At 64.0% G+C, this 21,934-nt stretch carries 22 protein-coding genes; 6 read left to right on the top strand and 16 right to left on the bottom strand.

The features are described from left to right. Window positions 1-15 precede the first annotated feature (15 nt). From AC2FNJ_RS15260 to AC2FNJ_RS15240, 5 genes are all read left to right on the top strand, one after another. Entirely contained in the window at window positions 16-591 is a 576-nt protein-coding gene (locus tag AC2FNJ_RS15260; RefSeq protein WP_496765437.1) for an MOSC domain-containing protein, read from the top strand. A 165-nt stretch (window positions 592-756) separates the two neighbouring features. Beyond that, window positions 757-2,433 (top strand): formate--tetrahydrofolate ligase, encoded by a 1,677-nt coding sequence (locus AC2FNJ_RS15255; protein ID WP_496765435.1) that lies wholly within the window; start codon window positions 757-759, stop codon window positions 2,431-2,433. Window positions 2,434-2,487: 54 nt separating this feature from the next. Then, window positions 2,488-2,793, top strand: a complete 306-nt coding sequence (locus tag AC2FNJ_RS15250; protein ID WP_496765433.1) for a chorismate mutase — start codon at window positions 2,488-2,490, stop codon at window positions 2,791-2,793. A gap of 53 nt (window positions 2,794-2,846) precedes the next feature. Further along, window positions 2,847-3,737 (top strand): bifunctional methylenetetrahydrofolate dehydrogenase/methenyltetrahydrofolate cyclohydrolase FolD, encoded by an 891-nt coding sequence (gene folD / locus AC2FNJ_RS15245; protein WP_496765432.1) that lies wholly within the window; start codon window positions 2,847-2,849, stop codon window positions 3,735-3,737. A 176-nt stretch (window positions 3,738-3,913) separates the two neighbouring features. Then, window positions 3,914-4,675, top strand: a complete 762-nt coding sequence (locus AC2FNJ_RS15240; RefSeq protein WP_496765431.1) for a LytTR family DNA-binding domain-containing protein — start codon at window positions 3,914-3,916, stop codon at window positions 4,673-4,675. Here AC2FNJ_RS15240 and pdeM read toward each other — a convergent pair. The 16 genes from pdeM to AC2FNJ_RS15160 form a co-directional block, all read right to left on the bottom strand. Next, entirely contained in the window at window positions 4,672-5,334 is a 663-nt protein-coding gene (gene pdeM / locus AC2FNJ_RS15235; RefSeq protein ID WP_496765430.1) for a ligase-associated DNA damage response endonuclease PdeM, read from the bottom strand. The genes AC2FNJ_RS15240 and pdeM overlap by 4 nt on opposite strands. 51 nt (window positions 5,335-5,385) lie before the next feature. Next, window positions 5,386-7,797, bottom strand: a complete 2,412-nt coding sequence (locus tag AC2FNJ_RS15230) for a ligase-associated DNA damage response DEXH box helicase (protein WP_496765429.1) — start codon at window positions 7,795-7,797, stop codon at window positions 5,386-5,388. 32 nt (window positions 7,798-7,829) lie between these two features. Beyond that, window positions 7,830-8,630, bottom strand: coding sequence for an NAD(P)-dependent oxidoreductase (locus tag AC2FNJ_RS15225; protein ID WP_496765427.1), 801 nt, complete (start codon window positions 8,628-8,630; stop codon window positions 7,830-7,832). Further along, on the bottom strand, window positions 8,627-9,934 hold the full coding sequence (locus tag AC2FNJ_RS15220) for a DUF8689 domain-containing protein (RefSeq protein ID WP_496765426.1): 1,308 nt from the start codon (window positions 9,932-9,934) through the stop codon (window positions 8,627-8,629). Before AC2FNJ_RS15220 ends, AC2FNJ_RS15225 begins: the two co-directional genes overlap by 4 nt. A gap of 117 nt (window positions 9,935-10,051) precedes the next feature. Next, window positions 10,052-10,597 carry a prepilin peptidase gene (locus tag AC2FNJ_RS15215; protein ID WP_496765425.1) on the bottom strand — a complete coding sequence of 182 codons (546 nt, stop codon included), beginning with the start codon at window positions 10,595-10,597 and terminating at the stop codon, window positions 10,052-10,054. Window positions 10,598-10,600: 3 nt separating this feature from the next. Then, window positions 10,601-11,449 carry a tetratricopeptide repeat protein gene (locus AC2FNJ_RS15210; protein WP_496765423.1) on the bottom strand — a complete coding sequence of 283 codons (849 nt, stop codon included), beginning with the start codon at window positions 11,447-11,449 and terminating at the stop codon, window positions 10,601-10,603. Between the two features lie 30 nt (window positions 11,450-11,479). Beyond that, window positions 11,480-12,058 carry a tetratricopeptide repeat protein gene (locus AC2FNJ_RS15205; RefSeq protein ID WP_496765422.1) on the bottom strand — a complete coding sequence of 193 codons (579 nt, stop codon included), beginning with the start codon at window positions 12,056-12,058 and terminating at the stop codon, window positions 11,480-11,482. Between the two features lie 2 nt (window positions 12,059-12,060). Further along, on the bottom strand, window positions 12,061-13,041 hold the full coding sequence (locus AC2FNJ_RS15200) for a type II secretion system F family protein (protein ID WP_496765420.1): 981 nt from the start codon (window positions 13,039-13,041) through the stop codon (window positions 12,061-12,063). A 9-nt stretch (window positions 13,042-13,050) separates the two neighbouring features. Beyond that, entirely contained in the window at window positions 13,051-14,019 is a 969-nt protein-coding gene (locus tag AC2FNJ_RS15195; RefSeq protein WP_496765419.1) for a type II secretion system F family protein, read from the bottom strand. 10 nt (window positions 14,020-14,029) lie between these two features. Next, window positions 14,030-15,475 carry a TadA family conjugal transfer-associated ATPase gene (locus tag AC2FNJ_RS15190; RefSeq protein ID WP_496765418.1) on the bottom strand — a complete coding sequence of 482 codons (1,446 nt, stop codon included), beginning with the start codon at window positions 15,473-15,475 and terminating at the stop codon, window positions 14,030-14,032. Window positions 15,476-15,498: 23 nt separating this feature from the next. Then, window positions 15,499-16,734, bottom strand: coding sequence for a CpaE/TadZ family protein (locus AC2FNJ_RS15185; protein WP_496765416.1), 1,236 nt, complete (start codon window positions 16,732-16,734; stop codon window positions 15,499-15,501). Between the two features lie 201 nt (window positions 16,735-16,935). Then, complete coding sequence (locus AC2FNJ_RS15180) at window positions 16,936-17,568, bottom strand: OmpA family protein (protein ID WP_496765414.1); 633 nt, start codon at window positions 17,566-17,568, stop codon at window positions 16,936-16,938. A gap of 16 nt (window positions 17,569-17,584) precedes the next feature. Then, window positions 17,585-18,991: a type II and III secretion system protein family protein gene (locus AC2FNJ_RS15175; protein ID WP_496765413.1), complete on the bottom strand. Its 1,407-nt coding sequence runs from the start codon at window positions 18,989-18,991 to the stop codon at window positions 17,585-17,587. Between the two features lie 194 nt (window positions 18,992-19,185). Beyond that, the gene (gene cpaB / locus AC2FNJ_RS15170) at window positions 19,186-20,043 is read right to left on the bottom strand and encodes a Flp pilus assembly protein CpaB (protein ID WP_496765412.1); all 858 of its coding nucleotides are present in this window, start codon (window positions 20,041-20,043) and stop codon (window positions 19,186-19,188) included. A 167-nt stretch (window positions 20,044-20,210) separates the two neighbouring features. Continuing rightward, window positions 20,211-20,402, bottom strand: coding sequence for a hypothetical protein (locus AC2FNJ_RS15165; RefSeq protein ID WP_496765410.1), 192 nt, complete (start codon window positions 20,400-20,402; stop codon window positions 20,211-20,213). A 97-nt stretch (window positions 20,403-20,499) separates the two neighbouring features. Further along, on the bottom strand, window positions 20,500-20,685 hold the full coding sequence (locus AC2FNJ_RS15160) for a hypothetical protein (RefSeq protein WP_496765408.1): 186 nt from the start codon (window positions 20,683-20,685) through the stop codon (window positions 20,500-20,502). A gap of 352 nt (window positions 20,686-21,037) precedes the next feature. On the opposite strand from AC2FNJ_RS15160, the gene AC2FNJ_RS15155 reads away from it, so the two are divergent. Beyond that, complete coding sequence (locus tag AC2FNJ_RS15155) at window positions 21,038-21,889, top strand: lytic transglycosylase domain-containing protein (RefSeq protein WP_496765406.1); 852 nt, start codon at window positions 21,038-21,040, stop codon at window positions 21,887-21,889. Window positions 21,890-21,934 lie beyond the last annotated feature (45 nt).

The raw sequence follows: 21,934 nt of genomic DNA, 5'->3' as shown, positions 1-21,934 counted from the left end.
CGGGAAGGGGCGGAAATGCCGACATTGCGCGCAACCAGCCATGTGGGTGAGATCGTCTGGCTGGGCCATGTCGCGGCGGGCGGTTCGCTGCGCGCCCGGCCGGTGGACCGGCTGCAGCTAAGCTTTGCCGGGGATGCGGGCGCGCGGCACGAGGGGCTGACGCGGCCATCCTGTTCACGGGTCACGGACCTGTACGAAAGGGGCACCGAAATCCGCAACGTCCGGCAACTGACGATCCTGTCGGACGAGGAGTTGGCCGGGATCGCGGGCGACATGGGTCTGGACCGGCTCGACCCGGCATTGCTGGGGGCCAGCATCGTCGTCAAGGGCATCCCGGATTTCACCCACGTCCCGCCTTCCTCGCGCCTGCAGGGGCCAAGCGGGCTGACGCTGACCGTGGACATGGAAAACCGGCCCTGCGTGCTGCCGGGGCGCGAGATCGAGGTCGAGGAACCGGGCCACGGTGCCGCCTTCAAACCGGCCGCGGAGGACCGTCGCGGCGTGACCGCATGGGTCGAGCGGCCGGGCGAGATCGCGCTGGGCGACCGCATGCGGCTGTTCGTGCCGGCTCAGCGCCCCTGGGCGCCCTGAACCGGTCCCGTTTCCGATCAGATACCCGAGTTCGGGGGCCACGCCGCTTCGTGGCGCGATTATGTCGGAATCCATATCTAACCCGGCGGTACACGACGGTATGGGTTGCGCAGCACCGACGCCCGGCGTCGGTTTCGAACGGACTTCAATCAGGGATCTTGCCCAATGGCCTACAAATCCGACATCGAAATTGCCCGCGAGGCGGAAAAGAAGCCGATCCTCGAAATCGGCGCCAAGCTGGGGATCGCCAGCGACGACCTGCTGCCCTATGGCCACGACAAGGCCAAGGTCAGCCAGAGCTTCATCGACTCGGTTCAGGACCGCGAAGACGGCAAGCTGATCCTCGTGACCGCGATCAACCCGACCCCGGCGGGCGAGGGCAAGACCACCACCACCGTGGGCCTGGGCGACGGTCTGAACCGCATCGGCAAGAACGCGATGATCTGCATCCGCGAAGCCTCGTTGGGTCCGAACTTCGGCATGAAGGGGGGCGCTGCGGGCGGCGGTTATGCGCAGGTGGTGCCGATGGAGGACATGAACCTGCACTTCACCGGCGATTTCCATGCCATCACCTCGGCCCATTCGCTGCTGTCGGCGATGATCGACAACCACATCTACTGGGGCAACGAATGCGAGATCGACACGCGCCGCGTCGTGTGGCGGCGGGTGGTGGACATGAACGACCGGGCGCTGCGGCAGATCACCTGCTCGCTGGGCGGCGTGTCGAACGGTTTCCCGCGCGAGGCCGGATATGACATCACCGTGGCCTCCGAGGTCATGGCCATCCTCTGCCTGGCCTCCGACCTGAAGGATCTGGAGAAGCGTCTGGGCGACATCATCGTGGCCTATCGCCGTGACAAGTCGCCGGTCTATTGCCGCGACATCAAGGCCGAGGGCGCGATGACCGTGCTGCTCAAGGACGCGATGCAGCCGAACCTGGTGCAGACGCTGGAAAACAACCCTGCCTTCGTGCACGGCGGCCCGTTCGCCAACATCGCGCATGGCTGCAACTCGGTCATCGCCACCAAGACCGCCCTGAAGGTCGCCGACTATGTCGTGACCGAAGCCGGTTTCGGGGCCGACCTGGGGGCCGAGAAGTTCATGAACATCAAGTGCCGCAAGGCGGGCATCGCGCCCTCGGCGGTGGTGATCGTGGCCACCGTGCGCGCGATGAAGATGAATGGCGGCGTGGCCAAGGCCGATCTGGGCGCCGAGAATGTCGAGGCCGTGAACTCCGGCTGCGCCAACCTGGGCCGCCATATCGAGAACGTGAAATCCTTCGGCGTGCCGGTCGTGGTCGCCATCAACCACTTCGTGACCGACACCGACGCGGAAATCCAGACGGTCAAGGATTACTGCGCCGAGCACGGGGTCGAAGCGGTGCTTTCGCGGCACTGGGAGCTGGGTTCGGAAGGGTCCGAGGATCTGGCCCGCAAAGTGGTCGAGATCGCGGATGCCGGCACCGCGAATTTCTCGCCGATCTATCCGGACGACATGCCGCTGTTCCAGAAGATCGAGACCATCGCCAAGCGCATCTACCGCGCCGACGAGGTTCTGGCCGATGCGAAGATCCGCAACCAGCTGAAGGACTGGGAAGCCGCCGGATACGGCAACCTGCCGGTCTGCATGGCCAAGACCCAGTATTCCTTCTCGACCGATCCGACCCTGCGCGGCGCGCCGACCGGCCACTCGGTGCCGGTGCGCGAAGTGCGGCTGAGCGCCGGCGCCGGGTTCATCGTGGTGGTCTGCGGCGAAATCATGACCATGCCCGGCCTGCCGCGCAAACCCGCCGCCGAGACGATCCGCCTCAATGACGCAGGTCAGATCGAGGGCTTGTTCTAGGCCGCCAAATGAGCCATCCGTGGCCCGGGACACGCCGGGCCACAGGAGATTCCAATGACCCCTCTGACGCCGCCGCAGGACTGCGCCACGATGCGCGAGTTGCGGGAGCAGATCGACAAGCTCGACCGAGAGTTGATCGGAATGCTGGTCAGGCGCGCGCGGTACATCGACCGCGCCGCCGAGCTGAAGCCGGGTGAAAGCCTGCCCGCGCGCATACCGGCCCGGGTGGAAGAGGTGGTCCGGAACGTCCGCGTCAGCGCCGGCCGGCAGGGGCTGGACCCCGATCTGGCCGAGCGGGTGTGGCGCATTCTGATCGACTGGTCGATCGCCCGCGAAGAAGGCGTGATCGGCGTTGAATGAAAGGCCGGTCGCGGTCGATGGACCCGGGCGGAGAGTGAGGGAAGGGATCGAATATGGTCGCGCAAATCATCGACGGAAAAGCCTTTGCCGCGAAGGTCCGCGGGCAGGTCGCCGAGCATGTGGCCCGGCTGAAGCAGGAGCATGACATCACCCCCGGTCTGGCGGTGGTTCTGGTGGGCGAAGACCCGGCGAGCCAGGTCTACGTCCGCTCAAAGGGCAAGCAGACCGTCGAGGTCGGCATGAACTCCTATGAGCACAAGCTGGAAGCCGACACGCCGGAAGAAGAACTGCTGGCGCTGATCGACAAGCTCAACAACGATCCCGCCGTGCATGGCATCCTCGTGCAACTGCCGCTGCCTAGGCACATGAACGAGGATCTGGTGATCAACGCCATCGACCCCGCCAAGGATGTCGATGGGTTTCACATCTCGAATGTGGGCCTGCTGGGCACGGGGCAGAAGTCGATGGTGCCCTGCACGCCGCTGGGCTGCCTGATGATGCTGCGGGACCATCACGGGTCGCTGTCCGGTATGGATTCAGTTGTCATCGGTCGCTCGAACATCGTCGGCAAGCCGATGGCGCAACTGCTGCTGGGCGACAGCTGCACCGTGACCATCGCCCATTCACGTACCAAGGATCTGCCCGGAGTCGTCCGCCGGGCCGACATCGTGGTGGCCGCCGTCGGGCGGCCGGAAATGGTGCCGGGCGACTGGATCAAACCCGGCGCCACCGTGATCGACGTGGGCATCAACCGGATCGAGCGGGACGGCAAGACCAGGCTTGTGGGCGACGTTGACTATGCCAGCGCATCGCAGGTCGCGGGCGCGATCACGCCGGTTCCCGGCGGCGTGGGGCCGATGACCATTGCCTGCCTGCTTGCCAACACCCTGACCGCCTGCTGCCGCGCCAACGGGCTGGCGGAACCCGAGGGGCTGACGGCCTAGGTCCATCCACCGCCGGGGCCTTTGGACCGGGGATCGCGCGACCAGACGGGCGTCGCGCGATCTTTTTGGCGTATTCATAGGCGGTTAAGCGAAAATTCAGTTTGTTCCCCTTCAATCGGCCTGCGATAAGTGTGCTGCTTTTCGCGATCGGGGTCGACATCTGTGGCTTGAGGGGTATGCGGGTTTTGTTGGAGCGAGTGGCGCAGTACTGCCGGAGCGGCCAGGCGTGGCAGGTCGTCCCTGCCGCTCTCTTCGTTCTTCTGCTGGCCTTGGTGTTCGACTCGATCCACGGCGCCGCGCTGCCCTGGCCCAGGCGCTTGCTGTTCGGTTTGGGCCTGCTCGTTCTTGCCATCGCGGTGGCGCGACTCGTCCTCGGCCTGGTGCGAACCCGCTGGAGCGCGACCGGACGGGTAGCCGGGGATGTGGCCATCATCGCTCTGATCACGGCCCTGTTCACGCCGGCCCTGTGGCTCCTGACCCGACTTTCCTTCGCGTCGGGCGGCGCGGCAGCGCCGGACCTGTCCACGCTGGCGCCGTGGGGCGCCCTGTTCGCGACGGGGCTGCTGACGGTCCGTCATGGCCTGCCTGATCTGGCCCCGGCCACACCGGGCCATAACGCACCGGTTCGCGCCCGACTGCTGCGCCGCCTGCCGGACGGGTTTTCGGGCGAGATCCTGCGGCTGACCGTGCGGGATCACAACGTCGATGTGGTTACGAGCGAGGGGGTCTTCACGATCCGGATGCGGTTCGGGGACGCGATCGACGAGGTCGAGCCGGTCGCGGGTTTTTGCACCCACCGCTCTCACTGGGTCGCCGCGGCTGCCATCCAGGGCGCGGAACGGGAAGGCGGCAAGGTCTTTCTGCGCCTGAGCAACGGCGACCGGATTCCGGTGAGCCGCAGGTACCGCCCGGGGCTGGAGGAGGCCGGCGTCATCTAGCGCGGCATCGGTATCGGACGGGGATCGGGTCCGGTCACGATGGCCAGCGCATCCGGCCCGAACAGCGCGTTCAGCGCCCGGTCCTCGCTGCGCAGACCGCCGGTATAGGTGCCATAGGCGGGCAGGATCAGGCGCGCGCGATCCACCAGAAAGGCCGGCCGCGTCACGCTGCGCCCGCGCGCGCAGAGCCGGGCCTTGGGGTGATAGTGGCCCGAGATCTCGGCCTTGGCCCCCGGTTTGGCGATGTGCCGGAAGGTCAGCGGCCCGAAGGCCCAGGAGTCCAGATGCGCGCCGCCCATTTCTACCGGTCCCGGATCGTGATTCCCCTCGATCCAGATCCACCGCCGCCCAGCCTGCAGGGTCGCGATTTCCAGTCGGTCGGCCTCGGGCAGATGCCGCGCCGCGCCCAGATCGTCGAAACTGTCACCCAGGCAGACGACGATCCTGGCGCCGGTCCGCTCGATGTCGGCGGCCAGCCGGTTCAGCGTGTCCCGGCTGTCATAGGGGGGCAGCACTGCACCGCCGCGCCGGGCCAGGCGCTCGGACTTGCCAAGATGGAGGTCCGACACGCAGAGCAGATCCCGGCCCGGCCACCACAGGGCGCCGGAGCCCAGGGCCGTCAGCCGTTCGCCGAAGAAGGAAAACGCATACCCGTTCATGATCTGTTCTTTGGCCGATGCGCGGGCCGGTTGCAACCCGCAATCGCGGCGTCAGAGCGGCGCGAGCCCCGCTTCGCGCAGCAGTTTCGCGCTTTCCTCGGCCAGAATCCGTTCCTCGGCCTCGCCATGTACCGGTACCTTGCCCACCTCCAGAAACAGCGGCGCGGCGAGCGGCGAGACCCGGTCGAGCCGCACCAGATCGACCCGGTTCCCGACCCTCCCGATCATTTCTTCGATCCGGCCGAAATCCACCAAGCCGCGCATGGTTTCCTCGCGGGTGATCTGCATGAGCAGGTGATCGGGGTCGTATTTGAGCAGCGTGTCATACAGGATGTCCGAGGAAAACGTCGCCTGCCGCCCGGTCCTGCGCTGGCCGCCGACGTTCCGCTCGATCAGCCCGGCGATCGTCGCGCTGGCGCGGAACGTGCGTTTCATCACGGCATTGCCGGCAAGCCACCGGTCGAGCCCGTCGCGCAGCGCGTCGATGTCCAGAAGGGATCGCGGGTCGCTCACCTCGTCCAGTCCCCAGATCAACGTCGCATAATCGGTGGCCACGAATCCCAGCGGCGCAAGCCCCTGTTCTTCCATGCGTTTCGTCAGCAGCAGGCCCAGGGTCTGCTGGCCGTTGCGCCCGGCGAACCCGTAGACGCAGATGTGTTCGCGCCCGTCGCTGGGAAAGCTCTCGATCAGCAGGCGCCCCCGCTCGGGCAGCCGCGACACCGCGCGCTGCAGCGCCAGCCAGTCGGCGGTGTGCGGCGGCAGCTGCGGCCAGTCGGGTTGCGCGAACATGTCGAGGATGCGGGCGCAGAGTTGCGTGGAAGTCGCGAATTTGGTGCCGGAAAACACTGCGATCTTGGGCTTTCGGTCGGCGCGGCGCGTCACCTCGACGACCATCTCGCGCAGACCCTCATAGCGGACGATCTGCCCCCCGATCAGGAACGTGTCGCCGGGGGTGAGCGAAGCGGCGAAACCTTCCTCGACCTCGCCCAGCGGCTTGCCGCCCCGGTTGCGCTTGAGCCGGACCTTGAGCGTGTCGGTGTCCTGGATCGTGCCGATGTTCATCCGTATTCTCTGCGCGGCGCGGGGGTCGCGCAACTGCCACCGCCCGTCCGGCCCCTGCTGCAGCCGCTGCCAGCGGTCATAGGCGCGCAGGGCATAGCCGCCGGTGGCGCAGAAATCGAGGCAGGCGTCGAACTCGGCCCGGGTCAGTGCGGCGAACGGGCCGGCGCTGGTCATTTCGTCAAACAGCGCATCGGCGTGGAACGGCCCGGCGGCGGCGGCGATCAGGATGTGCTGGCACAGCACGTCGCGCGGCCCCGGCCCGCGCGGCTCGCCATCCAGCGCATGGGCCTTGACGGCCTCCAGCGCGGCGACGCATTCGACCACTTCGAAGCGGTTGGCGGGCACCAGCAGCGCCTTGGAGGGCGCGTTGTAGCGGTGGTTGGCGCGGCCGATCCGCTGGACCAGACGCTTGACGTTCTTGGGCGCGCCGATCTGGATCACCAGGTCCACATCGCCCCAGTCGATGCCCAGATCCAGCGAGCCGGTGCACACGATCGCGCGCAACTCGCCGCGCACCATGGCCGCCTCGACCCTTTCGCGCCGTTCCCGGTCCAGGCTGCCGTGGTGTATGCCGATCGGCAGGCCGTCATCATTGGCAAGCCACAGGTTGTGAAAGAAAATCTCGGCCTGCGCCCGCGTGTTGTGAAAGATCAGCGTGGTCCGGTGCTTGCGGATCTCATCCAGCACCGCCGGAATTGCATAGGTCGCGCCGCCGCCGGCCCAGGGCGGCATGTCTTCGGTCTGAAGCATGGCGATGTCCGGGTCGGGGCCGGGATCGGCCAGCACGATCTCGCAGGGGTCGGGATGGCGCGCGAGGAACCCGGCGATCGCTTCGGGGTCTTCCACCGTGGCCGACAATCCGACGCGCCGCAGGGCAGGGCGCAAGGTCTGGAGCCGCGCCAGCGCCAGCATCAGCTGATCGCCCCGCTTGCTTTCGGCCAGCGCGTGGATTTCATCGACGATCACCCGTTCCAGACCGGCAAACATGCGCGGGGCGTCTTCATAGGAGGTCAGCAGCGCCAGACTCTCCGGCGTGGTCAAAAGGATATGCGGAGGGTCCGCGCGTTGGCGTTTCTTGCGGGTCTGGGACGTATCGCCGGTGCGGTCTTCAATGCGGATCGGCAGCCCGATCTCTTCGACGGGCGTGCGCAGGTTGCGCTTGATGTCCGCCGCCAGCGCCTTGAGCGGCGAGACATAGAGCGTGTGCAAGCCTTGATGCTGGCCGTCGGCCAGTTCCGCCAGCGTCGGCAGAAACCCGGCCATGGTCTTGCCGCCGCCCGTCGGCGCGATCAGCAGGGTGGCCGGGTCGCGCGCGCGCTCGAACAGCGTGGCCTGGTGGGGGTGGATGGACCAGCCCCTGGCGGCAAACCAGTTGCGGATCGGCGCGGGAATCGTCGTCATGCGGCCAGAGTATCCCGCCTTTCGGGCGGTCTCTAGGGACGCGGCGGCAGGGTCCGCAACATCCGCTGAACCGCCTTGAACACTTCGGTCTCCGCCCCTTCCGGCGCGGCGTCCAGGGCGCTTGCCACATCCTTGACCAGAATGCCGATGGTGTTGTCTTCACCATACCCGTCCCGGGCGAATTCGATCCGGTCGAACCCGGATGCAAACCAGTTCTGGCCCGAGCTCGTGTGGATCAGGTCGAGCAGCCTTCGTTCGTCCAGCCCGGCCTGCCGCGCCCAGTCCAGCACCAGCCGGGTGATGGCCGTGTTCGCGGCCGCCAGAAGGTTGTTCAAGACCTTGGCCTGCATCCCCGCGCCGAAGCCCCCCATCCGGTGAAAGTGCGCGCCAATGGCGTCGAACAGGGGTTGGGCCGCATCGAGATCCTCGGTACGGCCGCCCAGCATGAACGACAGCCGCGCCTCCTGCGCGGCGATCTGCGCGCCGGACATCGGGGCGTCGATCAGGACGATCCGTTCGGGGATGCGTTCCCGCAGCGCGTGGACATAGCGCGGCGAAAGGGTCGAACACAAAATGACGCGGCGCAGGGTCTTGGCCTTGGCAAACCCCTGCGCCTCGAACAGGACATCCTCGGTCTGCGGAACGTCGCGCACCACCGTGATCAGGGTTTCCAGCGGTTCGGCAAAGCCGTCGGGATCGTCGGTCACGAAGGGCTGCAACGCGCCGAACTCGGCAGGCGGGCGGATGTCGAACCCGCGGGCATCGATTCCGGCGCGGCGCAGGGCGGCCAGCATCGGCGCACCCATGCGGCCGCATCCGGCAAGACCGATCATCTGACGATCTCTTCGTCCCTCACGAACATGTTGGCCCAGGCCCGGTCGATCAGTTCGGGGCTCATCTGATAGGGAATGCCCTCGAACTCGCAGATCGAGATCATCTGGTCGATCAGGAAGATCGGCTGATAATTCGCATAGACGTTGTTGATGGTCGGGTACTTGACCTTGAGCAGATGCACCAGCGCCGACTCGTCCAGCGGAATGCCGCGCTTGCGGGCGACCATGGCGAAGATCTTGAGGAAGTTCTCCTGGTTCGGGCCGTCGATCTTGATCTTGAAGAAGATCCGGCGCAGCGCCGCCTGGTCGAAGATCTCGTTCGGGTGGAAGTTGGTCGAAAAGATCACCAGCGTGTCAAAGGGCACCTCGAACTTCTCGCCCGACTGCAGGCCCAGGATGTCCTTGCCTTCTTCCAGCGGCACGATCCAGCGGTTGATCAGGGCCTGCGGCGGTTCGGCCTGGCGGCCAAGGTCGTCCACGATGAAGATGCCGCCGGTCGATTTCAGCTGCAGCGGCGCCTGATAGGTGCGGGCCGTCGGGTTGTAGACCAGGTCGAGCATCGACAGCGACAGTTCCCCGCCGGTGATCACCGTCGGGCGCTCGCACATCACGTAACGGGTGTCGAACCGCTTGCGGCGGCGCAGGCTGTTGGGATCGTCCGGTTCCTGCTCGATCCTGTTGTGCACGATCGGGTCATAGACGGTGATGACCTGTCCGGCGTATTCGATGGCGCGCGGCACGTAGACGTGATCGCCCAGCGCGTCACGGATGCCGTTCGAGATCGAGGATTTCCCGTTGCCCGGCGGGCCGTACATCAGGATCGAGCGCCCGGCGCTGACGGCGGGCCCAAGGTGATCCAGCAGGCTGTCCGGCAGCACCAGATGCCCCATGGCGTTGATGAGCTGGCTGCGCGTGACCTGGATGTTGCGGATCGACTGGCGTTTGACCTGTTCGCTGTAGACGTCCAGCGGCACCGGCATGGCGCCGAAATACTCGGACTGGCTCAGCGCGTCGAGCGCCCGCGCCTTGCCCGCGTCGGTCAGCTGATAGCCCATCTCGTTGCCGCTGTTGGCGTTGAGCGTGCCCGTCGCCTCCAGCAGTTTCTGTTCACGTGCGATGTCCACCAGTTCCTGCGTGACCGACGAGGGCAGACAGATCGCCTCGGCAATCTCGCTGACCAAGTTCGCGTTTTTCCGGAAGATGGTCTTGAGAAGGATGTCCCGCATCATGACCAGCGGCAAGCGCATCTCGGCCAACCCCTTGGGGGCGGGCGGGGCCATCACGGTGGTGGTCTGCATGTTCATGGCGTTGCTCGTTCGTTCTGGATCGCCGGAAAAATTCAGCTCTACGGATTTCTGACGGTAAAACTGGCTCAGCAATGTGGCATCACAAAGGCAGAGCCGGGGCGCGCCGGTGATCTCTCAGGTTCCCAGAAATGCTCCCAAAATCAAATAGATGAACAGGCTTCCCGCTAGGGTGAGCCCCATGGGAAACAGCTTTCCCATCTCCCAGCTTTTCCAGTCGGGGGCAATCCGGCGCAGGCCTGTGTGTTTTGCCAGCCGATGCGCACAGAACGCCCCCAGCAGCCCCGCCGCGAGAATGGCCAGGACCAGGCGGAGGTCGGCCGTCCACACGAAAGGGGCCGCGGCCGCCGCGAATTTCGCGTCGCCGGCCCCGACCGCGCCGCCGTAGTTCAGCAGAAACCCGATGATCAGAATGACGACCAGATGCAGCAGCTGCCAGCCATAGACCGGCAGCGACACCGAAACCGGGCCGATCTTGCCGGCCGGCCAGTCGCCGGCCCAGGGGGGCAGGGCGACAAGACCGACGGTCACATAGACCAGCGCCAGGGCCATCACGGCCTGGTTCTTGATCTTCATCTCGCGCAGATCGGTGAACGCGACGTAAAAGCATATGGGCAGCACAAAAGGCAGAAACCACAGCGCCGCCGAGGCCGGAATCGCCATGCCTTACGCGCTCTCCAGGGCTTCCAGCGATCTCACGGCTTCTTCGAAATGCTGCGGATGCGTCGAAACGGCGTCGCGCAGCAGCGTCTTGCCGGTCTCGACATCACCCTGCTTGATCGCCGACAGCGCCATGGTGTGCAGCAGCAGCGCCCGCTCGGTCTGGTCCATCGGGACGACGGGGATGGTATAGTTGCGCTGCGCGCCGCGGGCCAGCACCAGGTTGTTCTTGGCGGTGAACAGCGACTTGTCGTGCTTTATCGCCTCGGTGAACAGCCGTTCCGCCTCGGCGTAGTCGCCGCGCGTCAGCTTGGAGTAGCCCCAGTTGTTCATGACGCCGGCCGGCCGTGTGGTCAGCCCGACCGCGGTCTCGTAAAAGGTGTCGGCCCGCTTCCAGTCCTTGTTGGCGTCGGCCACCATCGCTTCAAGCCGGTAGCGCCGGAAGGTCTCATGCGTGGGCGGGATCGAATCCAGGATTTCCTCGGCGCGCTTCCATTCGCCGTTGCGGATCAGGGCGTCGGCAAAGGCCACCTTGTCCTCGGTGGTCGAGCCGCCCATCTTGACCAGCTTGGACCAGGCCGCGACCGCCTCGGGGTTGCGCTTGGCGCGGGTCAGCGAATAGGCCAGCCCGCGCTGGAGGTCGGCCCGGTCGGGGTTTTCGCTGGAGGCGCGCTGAAAATAGGCGACGGCCTCGTTCGGGTCCGCCACGCTCAGCATCACGTCGTTCAGGTTGGTTTCGTCGATGACGTTCACGTCCTGGAATGCACGATCGACGGTTTCTTCGCCATCCTCGCTGCAGGCGGTCAGTGCCAGACCACAGCACAGCATTGCCGGAATCAGGAAAGTGTGGCGCATTTTTTGCGTCCTTTACTGCTCTTGCCTCTGTCATGGTGTTCTGCGCAGGACAAAATCGCCATGTCCCCGCTGCACCAATTTGAATTCTGCTTTGTCGGGGATGGTAACAGGATTTTCCATTTTTGCGAGAGCTAACTGAAGATTGTCCCGTATTGCGTCACTTTCGCCATTGTCCAGCGCGAATGCCTTGCGGAACACCAGCGCGGCTTCCGGATATTCTTCCTGTTCCATCAGGAGCACGCCGAGATTGTTCCAGGCTTCGGGCCAGTCCGGTTCCTCCTCGACGGCCCGTCTGAGCAGTTCTTCGGACTGCCCCAAACGTCCCAGGCCCAGATTGGCCGTGCCCATGCCGGTGACGACTTCGGGCGTCATGCCGTGAACCAGTGCCGCGCGGGTGAAGGCGGTGAGGGCCAGTTCGTATTCCCCGGATTCCATCAGGCGATGCGCCACCAGCAGCGGATCCACGTCTTCGCCGCGCGGGTCGAGGCCGGGCGGGTAGGGCGAGTCCGGCAGGTCGTTGGACGTGCAAGAGGCCACCGCCGCAAGAACGGCGATGGCCTTGATCGTGGTGGTCAGTTGCGCGGGTCTGCTCGTACCCGACTTGGACATGTTCAGTTGCTCATCTTCCCGAGATCCGCGATGCCCTTTGCCGATGGTCCCACAAGGATGATCAACAGCGGCGGCACCGTAAGCATCATTGTGGCGAGGGTCATTTTGGTTGGCAACTTGTTTGCGGCTTCTTCCGCCCGCATCACGCGCTTGTCGCGCATCTCGCTGGCGTAGACCCGCAGGGCTTCGGCGATCGATGTGCCGAAAGTCGCCGACTGGATCATCACGGTCACGAAGGACGATACGTCCTGGACCGCGCATCGCGTGCCCATGTCGCGAAGCACCTTGTCCTTTTCCTTGCCTGCCTTCATCTCATGCGCGACGATCTCGAATTCCTCGGCGATGTCGGGATACGAGGTGCGCAGTTCCGCCGCCACCCGGACGATGGACTGATCCAGCGACTGGCCCGCTTCGACGCAGACCAGCATCATGTCGAGCGCGTCCGGGAACCCGGCGGTGATGTTCTCGCGACGGGTCTCGATCCGGCGGGTGATCCAGTACTTCGGCAGGAAATACCCGGCCACGGCCGGCACGATCACGCGGATGGCGATCTGCTGCCCGTCGAAATCCTGCCCGCCCGAAAGCACGGTCACGAAGAGCACGCCCAGGATCAGGCCGAGAATCCCGAGGGCGAACTGGGCAAAATGAAAGAACCGCACGGCGTCCTTCGAGCGATAGCCGGCCTGGCGCAGCTTGAGCTGCATCGCCGAAAGCTCCTCGACATCCTTGGGTTCGAGGAACCCGGCGAATTTCTCGAGCTGTTCGTTCCGTCCGGCCTGACGCAGCTGTTCCTTCTTGCTTTTCGACTTCGCCTTCGGCGCGGCATCCCGCTTAAGCTTTTTCAGCGGGTCTTCGCGCTGGTTCATCAGCGCCGGGATCGTCAGCAGGATCATGAACAACCCGAGGATGCCCACGACGATGAGGGGGCCGAACTCACCGAGATGCTCGGTGAGGAAATCGTTGATCTTGGTCAGATATTCCATCTTGGCCCCTCAGACTTTGATGTTGGTGAGCGCGCGCATCACGATCAGGTTCAGCGTCAGCATGATCCCCACCACGAAGCAGGCCGGAATGAACCACGGATGATCGACGACGCCGTCATAATAGTTGGGGTCGTTGACCATGATCACGAGCAGGCAGACCACGGGGAATGCCGACAGGAACTTGCCCGACCACTGCGCCTCGGCGGTGATCGCCTTGACGCGCCGGAACAGCCGGAACCGCGCGCGGATCACCTTGGCCAGGCCGGCCAGGATCTCGGCCAGGTTGCCGCCCGACTGCTGCTGGATGGCCACGGCGACCGCAAGGAACCGCAGATCCTGCATGTCGAGCCGCTGCGCCATTTCCTTGAGCGCCTCGCCGACATCGCGACCATAGGCGCTTTCATCCGCGATGATGCCGAATTCGGTGGCGATCGGATCATCGACCTCCTTCGCCACGATCTGAATGGCGGAAACGAACGGATGCCCGACCCGCAGCGACCGAACCATCAGTTCGACGGCATCGGGCAACTGCTCCTCGATCATGGACATGCGTTTCTTGGCCTTGTGATTGACCCACGTGTAGACCGCGCCGATGCCGATCGCGACCGAGATCGCTATGCGCAGCGGCGTTTCGGTGTTGGTCCCCACGCTGAGCCCGACAAAGGCCATGACCGAGACCAGCGCCATGATCATGATCAGCTGCGAAGGGGTGAAGGCGATGGCCGCCTTCTGCGCCTTTTCCGCCAGGAGGGAGTAGAGCGGAATCGACTTGGTTTTCATGTGCTGCTGCATTTCCTTGCGCAGCTGTTCCAGCACCTGTTCGCGGCCCTGGCCCTTGTCGAGCATGTCCAGTCGCCGGTTGACGCGGCTGTTCAGGCTGATCGACTTGCCGAAGGCGACCAGATAGATGCCTTCCACCAGCAGCAGAACGCCCACGAAGATTGCGCCATAGATGAGCGGCTCGAGGCTGAGTTCCATCGCGTGTTCCTTACATCGTCGTGGGTTCGTAGATGGACGGCGGCAGATCGTAGCCCCACAGGCGGAACCGCTCGGAATAGTGGCTGCGGACGCCCGTGGCGGTGAAATGGCCGATGATCTTGTTGTCCGGCGTCAGGCCGACGCGCTGGAACCGGAAAATCTCCTGCATCGAGATCACGTCGCCTTCCATGCCGGTGATCTCGGTCACAGAGGTCATCCGGCGCGAACCGTCCTGCAGGCGGCTGGCCTGCACGATCAGGTTCACGGCGCTGGCGATCTGGCTGCGCACGGCCTTGATCGGCATCTCGATCCCGGCCATCGCGATCATGTTTTCCAGTCGCGAGATACCGTCGCGGGCCGAGTTGGCGTGGATCGTGGTCATCGATCCGTCGTGGCCGGTGTTCATGGCCTGCAGCATGTCGATCACCTCGGCGCCGCGCGTCTCGCCGACGATGATCCGGTCGGGACGCATCCGCAGGGCGTTTTTCAGACAGTCGCGCGGGCTGACCTCGCCCTTGCCTTCGACGTTGGGCGGGCGGCTTTCCATCCGGCCCACATGGGTCTGCTGCAGCTGGAGTTCCGCCGTGTCCTCGATGGTCAGGATGCGCTCGGAATTGTCGATGAAACTGGACAGGGCATTGAGCGTCGTCGTCTTACCCGAGCCCGTCCCGCCCGACACGATGATGTTCAGGCGGGTGGCGACCGCGGCCTGGAGATAGGCAGCCATTTCTTCGGTGAAGGCGCCGAAATTCACCAGGTCGTCGATGCTCAGCTTGTCCTTCTTGAATTTCCGGATCGACACCAGCGAACCATCGACGGCGATCGGCGGCACCATGGCGTTGAAGCGCGACCCGTCGGCCAGGCGGGCGTCGACATAGGGGTTGGATTCATCGACACGGCGGCCCACGGCGGACACGATCTTGTCGATGATCCGCATCAGGTGCTTTTCGTCCTTGAACGTGATGTCGCTCATTTCCAGCTTGCCGTGGCGCTCCACGAAGATCTGCTGCGGACCGTTCACGAGGATGTCGCTGACCGAGTCGTCCTGCAGGAGCGTCTCCAACGGCCCCAGGCCGGTGACTTCGTCATACAGTTCCTTGTTGAGCTGTGCCCGGTCCTCGCGGTTGAGCACCACGCCGCGCTGCTCGAGGATTTCGCTGGCGATGGTACCGATTTCCGCGCGCAGCTCGGCCTCGGACGCGCGCTCGAGCGCGCCAAGATTCAGGTTTTCCAGCAACTCGCGGTGCAACTCGACCTTGAGTTCGCCCAGCCGTTCCTTGCGTTTGCGGTCGCGGTCGGCCGAGGCCGCCTCGGCCGGGCGCAGCTGGATCGGCTTGCGAATCGCGGCTGTGGGTTTGGCATCGGGCTGCACGACCTTGGCCGCTTCGGGCTCGGGGGCCTTGTCCTTGGTGCCGACCGGTACAGCCGCCGGCTGCTTCTTGTACCTAGAAAACACGTTCGATCCCCCTAAGGTTGTTGTCAGGCCGCTTCAGCATCGTCGTTTCCAAGCGCGTGCAGAGATTGCGCCAGCTTCGAAATTTCCTTGCGCAACGGGTTCTTGGCAGCGGACGAGGCCAGCGGAAGACCGTGATCGCCGCCGTGCAGGACCGCCTTGCCGCCATCGGGCAGCTGCAGGTCGATGGAAATGCCCAGGCTCTCGCCCATCCGCTTGACGCGGCTCTTGCCCGTCAGATCGGTGAACTTGGGTGCCCGGTTCAGCGCAAAGCGCAGCTTGTTGAACGGCAGATCCTCGGATTGCAGCGCCCGCTTCAGGCGCAACGCGTTCTGAGCCGACCGCATGTCCAGTTCGATGAGCGCGAAATAGACATGCGCGGCCTGCAGCACGGTTTCCGACCAATGCACCAGGGTCGTCGGCATGTCCACGACCACATAGTCGAAATGCGCGCGGGCCATGTTGATGACCCGTTGCACGTCTTCCTGCGTGATGATGTCGAGTGGGACCAGATCGGCGGGCGCGGTAAGAACCTGCAGCTTGTCCTCGAAGCTCTGCAGCGCCTGGCCGAACACCTCTTCGTCCATCGAGCCGGTGTCGGACAGCATCTCGAACACGGCCTCGCGGCGCGGAAGGTCCAGATAGGTGGAGACGGTGCCGAATTGCAGGTCCAGATCGATCAGGCAGACGCTGGGGGCGTCCTTTTTCGTCACGGTCGCCAGTTCCCAGGCCAGATTAACCGCCAGCGTCGTGGCGCCGACGCCCCCGGCCAGGCCGTGCACGACGAGCAGCGCGCCCTCTTTCGACGGGCCCGAGTCGAGTTGCGGGGCGGCGCGATGGGCCACGGCCGCCGGTTCGGGCTGACGCAGCCGCTCGACGGCCTCCTGCAGCTCCTTCTCGGGCAGGGGGTAGGGGACGAATTCATCGGCGCCCTTGCGCAGCAGCTGATGCAGCGCCGCCGGGGTCACATCCTCGGCGATCAGGACCACCTTGATCTTGCGCGCCTTGGCCTGGACGATGATTTCGCCCATCTGTTCCAGATCGTTCTCATCCTCGCCGTCGATGGCCAGGGCAATGAATTCCAGCGTTTCCGCCTCGGGCTGCGTGAAAAAGGCCAGCGCCTCGGCAAAGCCGAGATCGCCCCAATTCGTGCCCATGACGGCTTCCATGTCCTCGATCAGCAGATCGAAGTTCTGAATGTCGCGGCTAACGGTGCAGGCGAGGAGTGCGTTGTCTTCGGATTGCGGCGTAACGCTGCTCATATCCCAGATCCCTTGTTGCGTGAGCGCAGGTCAGAGGATCAGCGTTTCGACTGTTCTGGCCTGAGATCGCCCGATTGCGGTCGAATCCCGCCCGCAGATCACCAATTGCTGACAATTTTGCCGGGAAGTTGGGCGAGATTTGGGCCGAAAGAAACCAATTGTAGGGAATTGGGCGACGATGCCGCCCAATTCCGCTTATTGTTACTCGGTGGCTTCGACACCTTCGGTGTAGCTGCCGGTGCGGATCGGCGATGCCGGTTCCGCGCTCCTGATGTATTCGCGATAGATCACTTCGGCATATTTGCCGTCCAGCACCGTCGGGTGACGGCCAAAGAACCCGGCCACCTCGGTGACGGTCCGGCGATTGCGCCGCTCGCGATCCGGCGTTTGGATCAACGGCCGGGTTTCTCCAAAGGAAACAACGGCTTCGACGCGCGAGCGCGAGATGCCCTGCCGTTCAAAGAAGGCCACCACCGCCTGTGCCCGGCGCAGACCGAGGCGCTTGTTGTAGGCCGGTGATCCGACGGCGTCGGTGTGGCCGTAGACCCGGAACCGCACCTCGGGGAACTGCTTGATCCAGGCCGCCTGCTCCAGCAGGATCTGCTGCGCGGTGCCGTCCAGCTGGGCGCTGTCAAAGGCAAAGTTGATCTGGTCTGGCACTTCCCGCGCAAACCGCTCGGCCAGGATCTGCGAGTAGCTGCGCTCGCCATTCATGATCTGAACGTTGTTCAGCGTCGCATTTCCGAATGTGCCAGTGTCGACATCGTATCCTGCTTCGCGTCCGCAGGCGGCGACGGCGATCGTCAGGCCCAACGTGAGTACCGTGTTTCGCATCGGTCCCATCCTCCAATCAATCCAGCACGTAGCCATACGAGCCGGTGAAGTCCTGTTTGGCGACTTCCGACGCCGCGCCGCTGCCCGCGCGCACAGTGCGCGTGGTGTGGCCGTTCCAGAACAGGTCGGCTTCGCTCGGCGGCTTGACACGGTCGGTCGGCAGCGTCAGCGCCTCGCCCACCGTCGGAGTCACGAGATGCGCCGTCACGATGATCACCAGTTCCGTCTGGTTGCGCTGGTAGTCGGCGCTGCGGAACAGCGACCCAAGCACCGGCACGTCACCGATCCAAGGCAGTTGGTTCACATTGTCCTGAAAATCGTCCGAAATCAGGCCGGCGATGGCAAAGCTTTCGCCATCGCGAAGCTCCACGGTCGTTGCCGTTTCGCGCTTGATGAAAGCCTGGATGTTGAAGCCGCTGATCGTGATGGAGTTGTTCGGATCGAGCGCCGAAACACCCGCCACCATTTCCAGATTGATCAGATCGCCATCGACAACCCGCGGCACGAATTTCATTTCGACGCCGAAGGGCTTGTATTCGATGGTGGTCACACCTTCTTCCTGCTGAACCGGGATCGGATATTCGCCGCCGGCGAGGAAGTTGGCCTCCTGGCCGGACAGGGCAGAGAGATTCGGTTCGGCCAGAGTGCGCACGACGCCTTTTTGTTCCAGGGCTTCGATCAGCAGCCGAACCTGAGTCGATCCGGCCCCGAACCCGAACAGGATGGCACCCGTATTCGTCTGCGTGATCGGGATGTTGTTGTTCAATGCATTGGCCAAGGCGCCAAGGTTGTTCAGGGTGCCGGTACCGCCGTTCACATCGCTGCCGCCAAAGCCCCAGGATGCCCCGAGCGCCTTGCGGACCGAACGCTGCATTTCGGCGAACCGGACCTTCAGCATGACCTGCTGCACACCGCCGACGCTCATCAGGTTCGACACCCGCTCCGGCGCATAGCGTTCCGCCAGTTCCAGCGCACGGGCCAGCCGGGCCGAGCTGGAAACCGTTCCCGACAGCACGATGCCGTCATTCGCGGTTCTGACCTCGATCCGCTCGCCGGGCAGGATCTGCCGCAGCCGTTCCTTGAATTCTGTGACATCCGGCGCGACGCGCACGTTCACATTGGTGATGAGCTGGCCGCCGGCGTCGAACAGCGACAGGGTCGTCAGGCCGGGCGACTTGCCCAGAACATAGATCGTGCGATCCGACAACGACGAGATGTCCGCAATTCCGGCGTTGGCGATGCTGAGCTCGGCAAAGGGCTCCTCGCTGTCCACCACGATGGCGCGGTTCATGGGGACTTCCAGCGTTTCTGCCGCCCCCTTCTTGACCACGCTAAGATTCTGAGCCCATGCGGATTCCCCGACTGGACTCACCACAAGAGCCAACCCCAGCAGGGCTGGTTTGATCCAGGAACTGAATGTCATGTGACCTGCCTTTCCGATCACGCCTCGTTTTTGGGTCTTGTGCCCACGCTTTTTTTGTACTGTGCGGGAGTTCCGGATTTATTGCAATAATCAATGGTTTCCGGTCGGAACTTTATGTGGGGAATCGGCAACAACCAAAACGCGAAAACCGCGCGGGTGCGCGGTTTTCCAAGGGTTAAGGCATTGGAATTCGGTCAGTTTGTGCAGGGGATCGGGATCACCGCCACCTCGGCTCCGCGGCGGGTGCGGATGGTGCAGACCTCTTCTTCCTCGACCTGCGGCGCGGCTTCGATTTCCCCAAGCCCCAGCAGGCTGCGCTGGTTCACTTCGATGGCCGCTGCGACGGTATCGTCATTGGCCCCGACCAGAGCCAGCGACATCCGTCCGGTGTTCTGGGCCTGCGCCAGGGCCGCGATCTGTTCGGGTGTCGCCGCGACCGTGACCGTTCGGGCGATCGTCGCGCCGGTCACGTCGCTGCCGGCGATCTGGTCCACCGCAATCAACTCGATGTTGGGCTGGATGAGTCGCGTGATCTCGCCGCTTGCGCCCTCGATGGCACCGCCCAAGCTCCCGGTCCAGTATACGTCCACGAAGTCACCGGGCCGCAGGAACCCCGAAACGCCCGATGCCACATCGACCCGGATCGCAAAGGCGCGCTTGCCGCGTTCCAGTTGTGATGTAAGTCCGGCCTCCTCGCCGGGTTTGGTGACCTTGACGGCCATGATCGCCTCGTCCGTTTCCATCGCCCGAAGAACAAAACGGTTGTCTTCGGCCTTTTCCGGAAACAGCACGGCGGGGTCTGTGAAAGTGCCTTCGGGAATCGCGTTTTCCGGCCATTTGACGATGCGCACGTCCTCTTTGGTCAGGCGCTGGCCGTATCTGAGCGGTTTGTTCGCGACGATCACATCTTTGGTCGGGACGATGAGCGCGCGGGCCTGGCGCTCCCGCTCCAGTTCGGCTTGATATTCCGCGATGTATTTTTTTGCCATCATGACGGCACCGCCAGCCAGTGCGACTCCGACGATCAGGACAAGCCCAAAGACAACCCGCATGTTTGCACCTCTTATTCCTCGTGGCCACGAGCAGGATCAAAAACGACGCCGCCCCGGCAACACCAATAGTTAATCCGCAATTGTGTCGAAATCAGGGACAAAAACCGTGAGATTGAGATCAATCACATGAGAAGACCAGCAATAACAAGTAGCCGGAAACTCCGGCTTCAATCAAATCCGGTTTCCACGTCGGTATCCGCGATCTTCTCGCTGACTGCCGTGGCGACGCTTCCCGTCGGGCCGTTGATTGTCGCGATGACCAGCCCGGCCAGGCCCACGATCGCCGCGGTCAGAACGACCCAGTCGACGGTCACGGCACCGCTTTCGTCTTTGAAAAACCTATCTGCAACCTTAAACATTGAACCACCTCCAGGATGGGACACTTGAAATAGAAAGGCCGTGCCTGCACTGAGAGACACGGCCTTCACAATACTCAGCCAGAAAAGGCTTCGTGGCTTAGTCGAGCGAAACCGACTCGGTCGACAGAGCGGTGCTCACGTTGCCGGCGATGGCGCTGGTGCCGGTTTCGATCTGGGTGTAGGCAACTGCTGCCAGGGCAACCACGGCTGCGGTCAGAACGACCCAGTCAACCGTCACGGCGCCGTCTTCGTCTTTGCGGAAGTTCTTGATGAACTTGATCATGATATGTCCCTCCTAAGGATCCAAAACTACAAACTACCTCGGCGTCGTATCAGAACCTGTCTCTCTCGTCGGTCCATGTCCGTCGCGGTATGGGAATATATTTGCCTGTGGCCCGTGGCAGGAATTGGGCCAAATCGGGATTTTTTTGCATAGGGCTTAACTTTTCGGTCACTTTTACCGTAACCATCGAATTTTCAATGAAAAAAATTTTTGCGCCCGTCACCGCGCAATCCCGGCCAGATGCAATTTGGTATCAAATGGGGCAAAAACGCCCCAATTCACCATGTTTTTCTGGCCTTTCCGCGGGCTCCGGTGGAAAAATCCCTGAAAAAAGAACACGTGAGGCAGGCAGATGAACCTTCGGACAGCAATGTCATGCGCGGGCGCGCTGGCGGTCGCGATATCCGTGGCCGTACCGGCGGCTGCGGCCGATACCTCCGCGGGCGCCGGTTTCAAGAGAATCAAGGCGCCGCCACCGGGCGCGCGCCCGAAAGTCACCGTGCAGATCACGCCCGAGGAGCACGCCACCGCCCCCTATGCCCGAAGCACCGGGACGACCCTGGACGTGCCCGCGGTCATCGCCCGAGCCGAGCCGGCCCCCGACGTGAAACCGCCCAGCAAGGCGGGCCGCTACAACCGCTTCTGGGAAAAGGTGTCGCCGGACCTGGCCAAGGCCGGGGCCGGGCGGCTCGACGAGGCGTTCCTCGCCCTGGCCAGCATCGGCGTGTCGGGACCGCGGCTGCAGACGCTTCAGGACATCGCGAAGGAACGGGGCATCGACATCCTGCGCTCCACCGTCGGCACCAATGTCTCTCCGGCGCTGGTGCTGGCGGTGATTTCGGTCGAGTCCTCGGGCCGCCCCGATGCGGTCAGCAGTGCCGGGGCACAGGGTCTGATGCAGCTCATGCCCGCGACCGCCAAGAGATTCGGCGTCAGCGACAGCCTTTCGCCGGCCCAGAACATCGCCGGCGGCGTCAAGTATCTGAACTGGCTGATGGAAGAGTTCGGCCACGATCCGATCATGGTACTGGCCGGCTACAACGCCGGCGAAGGCGCGGTGCGCAAGCATCAGGGCGTGCCGCCCTATTCCGAAACCCGCGACTATGTTCCGAAAGTGCTGGCGGCGTTCCAGATCGCCCGTGGATTGTGCGCCACGCCGCCCGAGTTGATCTCGGACGGCTGCGTGTTTGCCGCCATGCAATAGAAAAAGGCCCGCAATCGATGTGCGGGCCCTTCCTTCGGTTTGGCG

This window comes from Ruegeria sp. BHSB196, assembly GCF_059613135.1.
This window is presented reverse-complemented; position numbering and strand designations above follow the sequence as displayed.